Annotated in this window: 4 protein-coding genes; 3 read left to right on the top strand and 1 reads right to left on the bottom strand. The window is 71.2% G+C overall.

Going from position 1 to position 7,903, the window contains the following annotated elements; translation table 11 throughout:
* On the bottom strand, positions 1 to 1,916 hold a 1,916-nt coding region (locus tag D7V80_RS39130; RefSeq protein ID WP_233586065.1), incomplete at its 3' end, for a glycosyltransferase family 4 protein.
* A gap of 228 nt (positions 1,917 to 2,144) precedes the next feature.
* Here D7V80_RS39130 and D7V80_RS39125 point away from each other — a divergent pair.
* The 3 genes from D7V80_RS39125 to D7V80_RS39115 all read left to right on the top strand — a co-directional run bounded on the left by D7V80_RS39125 (position 2,145) and on the right by D7V80_RS39115 (position 7,833).
* On the top strand, positions 2,145 to 4,616 hold the full coding sequence (locus D7V80_RS39125; protein WP_120592889.1) for a DUF4912 domain-containing protein: 2,472 nt from the start codon (positions 2,145 to 2,147) through the stop codon (positions 4,614 to 4,616).
* A gap of 26 nt (positions 4,617 to 4,642) precedes the next feature.
* Positions 4,643 to 6,232 (top strand): glycoside hydrolase family 57 protein, encoded by a 1,590-nt coding sequence (locus D7V80_RS39120; protein ID WP_120592888.1) that lies wholly within the window; start codon positions 4,643 to 4,645, stop codon positions 6,230 to 6,232.
* A 101-nt stretch (positions 6,233 to 6,333) separates the two neighbouring features.
* Entirely contained in the window at positions 6,334 to 7,833 is a 1,500-nt protein-coding gene (locus D7V80_RS39115) for a trypsin-like peptidase domain-containing protein (protein WP_120592887.1), read from the top strand.
* Positions 7,834 to 7,903 lie beyond the last annotated feature (70 nt).

Here is a 7,903-nt window from a genome sequence, read left to right as displayed (position 1 = left end):
GGTTCAGAGGGAGTGGAGTCCTGCGGCCGCTGCGCGCGGCTGGCGCTCGTGCTTCGCGCTCCGGTCAGCAACGAGCGCATGGGCACGATGGGCGTGGGCGCGGGGGCCTCTTCCTCCTCACGCATGACCCCGGCCCGGCGAACGACGGGCGTGGGCGCGCGCTCCTCGTCCTCGGAGAGAGAGGTGGGACGGCGCACGATGGGCGTGGGGGCCGGCGTGCTCGTGTCGTCTTCTTCCACCTCCACCGGCCGGCGCACGACCGCCGTCGCTCCGGAGGAGCCATCCTCGGAGGCGCGGGCCTCCGCATCCGAATCCCCGGCGTCGCCCCCGCTGACCTCCTTCAAGCCGAGGGCCTTCACCAGGGGACTCGTCACCATCTCCGTGGGCGGAGCCGGCTCCGCGCCACGGCCCCCCAGCGGTTCCGATTCGACGTCCTTCACGAAGTCGTCGGTCGTCTGGGGCGCGGCCTCGGGCTCTGGAGGCTGCGTGGCTTCCCTGCTCGCGGGGGCCGGAGCCTCCTGGGTGGACTCGCGCAGCGGCAGGCCCATGACCATGGGCACTTCGTCCGGCCGCATGTCCGGCTCGGTCTTGACGAGCCGGGTGTCCATCCCGTCGTCCAGGGCCATGCCCATCACCACGGGCGCGTCCTCCGGGCCTTCCTTCGCGGGGGACGGGTCGGCTTCGTCGGACGCGGCCTGGACGGCGGGCTTCGCGGGCGGCCTGGGCGCCGGAGCGGGCTGGGACGCCTCCGGCATGCCCAGGCTCGCGAGCCGGTTCGTGGGCGTGCCCGTCATCGTGACGTCAGGCGGCTCGCTGGCGGCTTCGACCGGGACGTGGCCGCGCTTCTCCAGCAGCGAGTCATAGAGGTCCAGCAGCTGGCCCCGGATGAGGCCCGCATCCAGCACCTTCTCCGCGAACGCGCGCCCGGCCTTGCCCAGCGCCACGCGGCGGGGCACGTCGCGCGCCAGGTCCAGGATGCGCTCGGAGAGGGCGCGGCTGTCGCCCGGGGGAAAGAAGATGGCCGCGTCCTTCGGAATCAGCTCGCGGGTGACGGGCAGGTCCGCGGCGATGACCGGCCGGCCGGCGGCCAGGTACTCGGAGACCTTGGCCAGCGGTCCGCCCTGGAGCCGGTTGCGCTCCGAGTCATCCAGCGGCAGCACGCCCACATCCGCCAGCGCCAGCACCTTGACCAGGTCGTCGTGCGCGACGGGCGGCTGGAAGTCGACCTTCTCCTTGATGCCCAGGTCGTTGACCAGGTCCTCCAGGTGGGGCTTCCAGTCCGGATGGTGGGCGCCCACCAGCGTCAGGCGCACGTCCACCTGCTGGGCCGCGAGCGCGGTGGCGCGCAGGAGGGTGGGCAGGCCCTGCCAGCCCACGTGGCTGCCCAGGTACATCATCCGGAGCGGAGAGCCGTCCGGGGCGCCGAGCACCTCCGGGTCGTACGGCTTCAGGTCCACGGGGGCGCGGAGGGTCCGCAGCTGGTCCTCCGCCGCGCCCAGCCCCTGGATGAACGCGCGCGTCGTCTGCGAGCCGGTGACGACGAGGTCCGCGTTCATCAGGCAGAACAGCTCCTGGCGGCGGATCTTCGACAGGAAGCGGCGGTCGCCGTCCGTCTGGGGATGGGTGTAGCGCAGCTCCTGGGACGGGAACGTCTGCGCCTCATAGATGAGGCGGTAGCCGTAGTCCGCCTTCAGCTCGCACAGCGCGTACCCCCCGAAGGGGTCCGTGAAGTGGGCGAGGGCGTAGTCCTCGCTTTCGAGCTGGCGGCGAACGGCCCGTTCAAAGGACTGGATGCGCGACGCCAGGTCCCCGGAGCCTACCGGGACGCGGAGCAGCCGGGCGCCCTGGTACTTCTCGATATGGGAGTGGTCGGGCGTCTTCGCCGACAGCACCACCACTGAGAAGCGATCAGGCAACGCCTTCAGATACTCGGTCAGTCGGCGTGAGGAGCCAGACGGGCCGGGGATGACGTCGAAGCTGCACAGGAGAAGTCTGGGCAGGTCACTCAAGCGGTCGCAGGATACTTGGACCGGGGTGAGGTGTCATCGGGCGTGACGGATGAAGAAGGGGGTCGGCGGAACAACACATCCCGTGACGGATGCGTTGACCCCCTGTATGCCGCGTCATAACGAGGCGAGGTGTCCATGGATGAGCGGAAGGGCGTCACCGTGAGCTACCTGCGGCAGCTGGCCCGGAAATATCTCCGGGAGGGAGCTGGCGCGTCCCGCGGGCGGGAGCTGGTCTCCTCTCTGGCCGAGCGCATTCCCGCCCTGGGGCGGCTCGCGCGCATGGCCGGCCTGGCGACGTCCCGGCGCGGCTCCGGTGACGTGGGCGGCGAGGAGCGGGTCCTGGATTCCGGCCCGGCGGATTCCCGCGACGCCAAGGGCCCGACGTCCGAGTCCGTGCCCCTGCCTTCGCCTGAAAGCGCCGCCGCGCCGCAGGCACGAGAACTTTCCGAGGAGCCCATCACGGAGCCCAGCGGCGGCCCCAAGACGCGGCCCGCGCGCGTGGTGACGTTCCCCTCCCGCGGCAAGGCGCGCCGCGACCCGAACGAAGAGGACACGCTGCCCCTGGCGCCGGAAGCGCCCACGCCGCGCCCGTCGAGCGCTCCCAAGGAGGACGCGCCCGCCGCCGCGAAGCCCGCGCCCGCGAGTGAGCCGCCGCATGCCGCCGAGCCCCTGGTGGAGGGGTTCTTCGTGACGAAGATGGCGGGGGAGAAGGAGGCTCGCCGCCATCATCTATTGGAGGAGCAGTCGCCGCGCCTCCCTCCGGCGGACGCGTCGCCCGAGCGCAACGAGCACCTGGCCATGCTGCCCCTGGACTACCAGGACGACGCGATGGTGCTGCTCGCGAGGGATCCGCACACGCTCTTCGTCTTCTGGGACTTCAGCGACGCGAGCCGGAACCGGGCGCTGGACGAGCTGCCGGCGCCGCGCGCGGTGCTGAAGGTGTTCGACGGCGAGGGCGTGTCGCGCGAGGTGGACTTCGCGCTGGAGTCGCGCAGCTTCTATCTGCAGGGCATGACGCCCGGGCGCACGTACCGGGTGGAGGCGCACTTCGTCGGCTCGGATGGCCGGTCGCGCCGCATTGGACATTCGTCCAATCGGGCCACGCTGCCGCCCGCGGGGCCGTCGGCGGACACGTCCATCCGGTTCCTGCGCATGGCGCCTCCGCCGGTGGTGGACCGGCTGCGCGAAGCAGTCCCTGTGGCGGCGTCCGCGCGTGTTCCCCGGGTGGAGGAGCGCGAATACGTCACCTGGCGCCGGGTGCAGTTGCCGGGGAGCGCCGGGGTGGTGGACGTGCCGGAGGTCCACCGCGAGCGCACCGAGGCCTATGTCGATGCGCCGCGCGTCCCCGGGGCTTCGGACCAGCGCTACGTGGAAGAGGCGTATCTGGAGAGCGCGCCGCGAGCGCCGGGGGCATCGGACCAGCAGTATGCGCGCGTGGGGGAGGCGACGCTGGGTGAGGGCGCGGTGCTGGCCCCGTCTCGTGCTCCCGGGGCATCGGATCAGCGTTATCTGGCCGTGGAGTTGGCTCCGGGCGCTTCGGACCAGCGCTACGACGTGGCGTCTCCGTATCTGGAAGTTCCGCGTGCACCGGGTGCTTCGGACCAGCGCTACGACGTGGCGACTCCGTATCTGGAGGTGCCGCGCGCGCCGGCCGCGTCGGATCAGCGGTACGGACAGGCGCAGCTGCCGGGCGGCGTCTCGGAGTACCGCTATCTGGAGGTGCCGCGTGCACCCGGCGCTTCGGACCAGCGGTATGTGGCGGGAGGGCAGGGGACTTCGGACCAGCGCTACCTGAGCGTGCCTCGTGCCGCGGAAGCTTCGGACCAGCGGTATCTGACCGTGCCTCGTGCCTCGGGTGCGTCGGACCAGCAGTACTTGAGTGTTCCTCGGGCCGCAGGGGCTTCGGACCAGCAGTACCTCACCGTGCCGCGTGCGGCGGGCGCTTCGGATCAACGCTACCTGTCCGTGGATCGCGCCACGGGCGCTTCGGATCAGCAATACCTGACGGTGCCTCGGGCCGCAGGGGCTTCGGATCAGCGCTACTTGTCCGCGGATCACATCGCGGGCACTTCGGATCAGTCCGGCGTGGCGCGTGCGGCCGGGGGCTCGGATGCCTGGTCCCCGGAGTCACCGCGTTCACGGGGTGACGTGCTTGAAGCGCGGGACCTCCCGTCGCCGCGTCCCGCCGAGACAGCGGCTCCGGTGGGCGCCGAAGGTGCCTCGGGCCCATCGACTCAGGGCTCGGCCTCCACGGATTCGTGGCGGCCCGCGGAGCCCGAGTCTCCCAAGGACCCGTGGGCCTTGAGTGTCGCGCGCGGTCCCTCCGCGTCCGAACAGCGCGCCCTCGACAAGGCTCGCGAAGCCGCGCGACGGGCTGCACTGGCCTCCGTGCCCGTGAGCCCTTCGCCCGCGAAGGCCGAGGCTCCCACGGCTCCGGCTCCGAAGGCGGAGACCCCGGCGGCTTCGAGCGCCGTGGCTCCCAAGGCGGACGCCGTGAAGTCCCCGCCCGCCGCGCCTCCGAAGGCGGCCCAGAATCCACCGGAGCCCAAGCCCTCGGGCTCCAAGTCCTCCACCAGGTCCCGGCCCTCGCGCCGTGGACGGAAGTGAACCCGTACGGCCTCTCCGACCGACCTATGAGCCTGGGCTCCCTCGCGCTGGTTCTTCACGCGCACCTGCCGTTCGTCCGCCATCCCGAATACGAAGACTTCCTCGAAGAGGACTGGCTCTACGAAGCCATCTCCGAGACGTACCTGCCGCTCTTGCGCGTGTTCGACAGGCTGGTCGAGGACCGCGTCCCCTTCCGGGTGACGATGACGCTCTCGCCCACGCTCGTGTCGATGCTCAACGACGAGCTGCTGCGGGAGCGCTACGCCCGGCGGCTGGATTCGCTCTGCGAGCTGGGCGCCCGCGAGGTGCACCGCACCCGGGACGACCCCACCTTCCACCCGCTGGCCGTCTTCCACCGCGACCACTTCGAATCGCTGCGGCTCGCGTACCACAACCACTACCGGCGCGACCTGGTGGCCGCGTTCCGCAGGCTCCAGGACTCCGGCCACCTGGACATCCTCACCTGCAACGCGACCCATGGCTTCCTGCCGCTCATGCAGCAGACGCCGGAGGCCGTGCGCGCGCAGGTGACGGTGGCCGCGAACCACTACCGCCAGAACTTCGGCCGCGACCCCGCCGGCATCTGGCTGGCCGAGTGCGGCTACTACCCGGGCCTGGAGCGCATCCTCTCCGCCGAGCGCATCCGCTACTTCTTCGCGGACACGCACGCGCTCACGGACGCCACGCCCCGCCCGCTGCACGGCCCCTATGCGCCCATCTTCACCGAGCCGGGCGTGGCCGCCTTCGCGCGCGACCCGGAGAGCAGCCAGCAGGTCTGGAGCACCGAGCACGGCTACCCCGGCGACCCCGTCTACCGCGAGTTCTACCGGGACATCGGCTGGGACCTGGACCTGGACTACATCCGGCCCTTCATCCAGCCCACCGGCGACCGCAAGAACACCGGCTTCAAGTACTTCCGCATCACCGGCAAGACGAACGACAAGCAGCCCTACGACCCGGCCGCCGCCCGCGAGCGCGCCTGGGTCCACGCGGGCAACTTCCTCTTCAACCGCGAGCGCCAGTTCGAATACCTCGCGTCGCGCATGGGCGGCCGCAAGCCCGTGGTCGTCGCGCCCTATGACGCGGAGCTCTTCGGCCACTGGTGGTTCGAGGGCCCCCACTTCATCGACGCCCTCATCCGCCAGGCCGCGCGCAACCCCAGCCGCTTCACGCTCATCAGCCCGCTGGACGACCTGCGCGAGCACCCGGAGAACCAGGTGGCCACGCCGCCCATGTCCTCCTGGGGCGCGGGTGGCTACGCGAACATGTGGCTGGACGGGACCAACGACTGGATCTACCGGCACCTGAACCACGCCGCGCGGCAGATGGTGGAGCTGGCCCGGGACTTCCCGGACGCGCCGTCCCTCAAGCGCCGGGCGCTGAACCAGGCCGCGCGCGAGCTGCTGCTGGCGCAGTCCTCCGACTGGGCCTTCATCATGAAGACCGGCACCATGGTGGACTACGCCGTGCGCCGCACGAAGGAGCACCTGCAGCGCTTCCTGCGCCTGCACGACCAGGTGCGCGCCGGAACCGTGGACGAGTCGTGGCTGTCCCACGTCGAAGGCCGCAACAACCTGTTCCCCGAGCTGGACTACCGCGTCTACCGGCCCGGTTGAGCGGTCCGGGAACAGGCGGCCGGGCCGGGGGTTCACCTTCCGTCACCGGACACTGTCGTTCCGGTTGCGGGGCTTCGTTTCCGCTTTAGGTTGAGGAATCCATGACCCACACGCTCCCTCCGTTCCGTCGCAAGCTCGTGGCCGCCGTGCTGGTGTTGGCGTCGCCCACGCTCGCCCTCGCGCAGGCTCCCGCTCCCCAGCCGCCCGCGCCCAAGACGCAGCAGGCGGCCTCCGGTCAGGCCGGCAACCTCCAGCCCGCCACGCGTGAGGCCCAGTCGCTGGCCTCGCTGGCGCCCCTGGTGGAGTCGGTGAAGTCCGCCGTGGTGAACGTGGACGTGCAGGCCCGTCCGCAGATGCCCGAAGGCATGGAGGACAACCCGCTCTTCGACCGGTTCTTCGGAGGCAACGGGAGGGGCCGCGGCGGCCGCACCGAGCGCGAGCAGATCCGCCAGGGCGCCGGGTCCGGCTTCATCATCGACCCCAAGGGCCTGGTGCTCACCAACAACCACGTCATCGAGGACGCGGTCACCATCACCATCCGCCTGGACGACGGCCGTTCGTTCACGGGCGAGGTGGTGGGCCGCGACCCGCTCACCGACGTGGCCGTGGTGAAGATCAAGGAGAAGGTGGATCAGCTCCCCTCCGTGAAGCTGGGCGACTCCGACGCCGTGCGCGTGGGCGACTGGGTGCTGGCCATCGGCAACCCGTTCGGCCTGGCCTCCAGCGTGAGCGTGGGCATCCTGTCCGCGCGCGCCCGTGAAATCGGCGCCAGCGTGTACGACGACTTCCTGCAGACGGACGCGGCCATCAACCCCGGCAACTCCGGCGGCCCGCTCTTCAACATGAAGGGCGAGGTGGTGGGCATCAACACCGCCATCGTCGGCGGTGGCACAGGCATCGGCTTCTCCGTGCCCAGCAACCTCATCAAGGCGCTGCTGCCGCAGCTGGAGAAGGAGGGCGCCGTCACCCGAGGCTGGCTGGGCGTGGGCATCCAGCCCCTCACGCGCGAGCTGGGCCAGGCGCTGAAGCTGTCGGTGAGCGAGGGCGCCATCCTCACGCAGATCACCCCCGACTCCCCGGCGGCGAAGGCCGGGCTCAAGCCGGACGACGTGGTGGTGGCCGTGGACGGCAAGCAGGTGCGCTCCGACAGCGATCTCACCCGCACCGTGGCGCTCAAGAAGCCCAACTCCGTCGCGACGCTGACCCTCTACCGCGACGGCAAGAAGCAGGACGTCAAGGTGACCATGGGCACCCGGCCGGACCTGGAGGGCCTGTCCAAGAAGAAGCCGGGGGCCACCGACGAGCAGGACAGCTCGCGCCGCGTGGGCGTGTCCCTGCAGGACCTGGATGCCCGCACGGCGTCCCAGGCGGGCTTCACCGAGCGCGCTGGCGCCCTCATCACCGACATCGTCCCGGGCTCGCCCGCGGACCGCGCGCAGCTGACGCCGGGCATGCTGGTGGTGGAGGCGAACAAGAAGCCCATCGCGAGCGCGAAGGAGCTGGCGGCGGCCATCCGCGCCGCGCCCAAGGGCAGCACGCTGCTGTTGCGCGTGGCCGGCCCGGGTGGCGGACGCCTGCTGCGCGCGCTGACCGTGCCCTGAGCTTGGGATGAGCGTCAACTACGTCTCATTGGGTGACAGCACGGCGGTGGGGGTGGGGGCGTCGCAGGGC

It is taken from the genome of Corallococcus sp. CA054B, assembly GCF_003611625.1.
Taxonomy (GTDB): domain Bacteria; phylum Myxococcota; class Myxococcia; order Myxococcales; family Myxococcaceae; genus Corallococcus; species Corallococcus coralloides.
The sequence above is the reverse complement of the archived record's forward strand: the minus strand, read 5'-3'. Positions and strand labels throughout refer to the sequence as shown.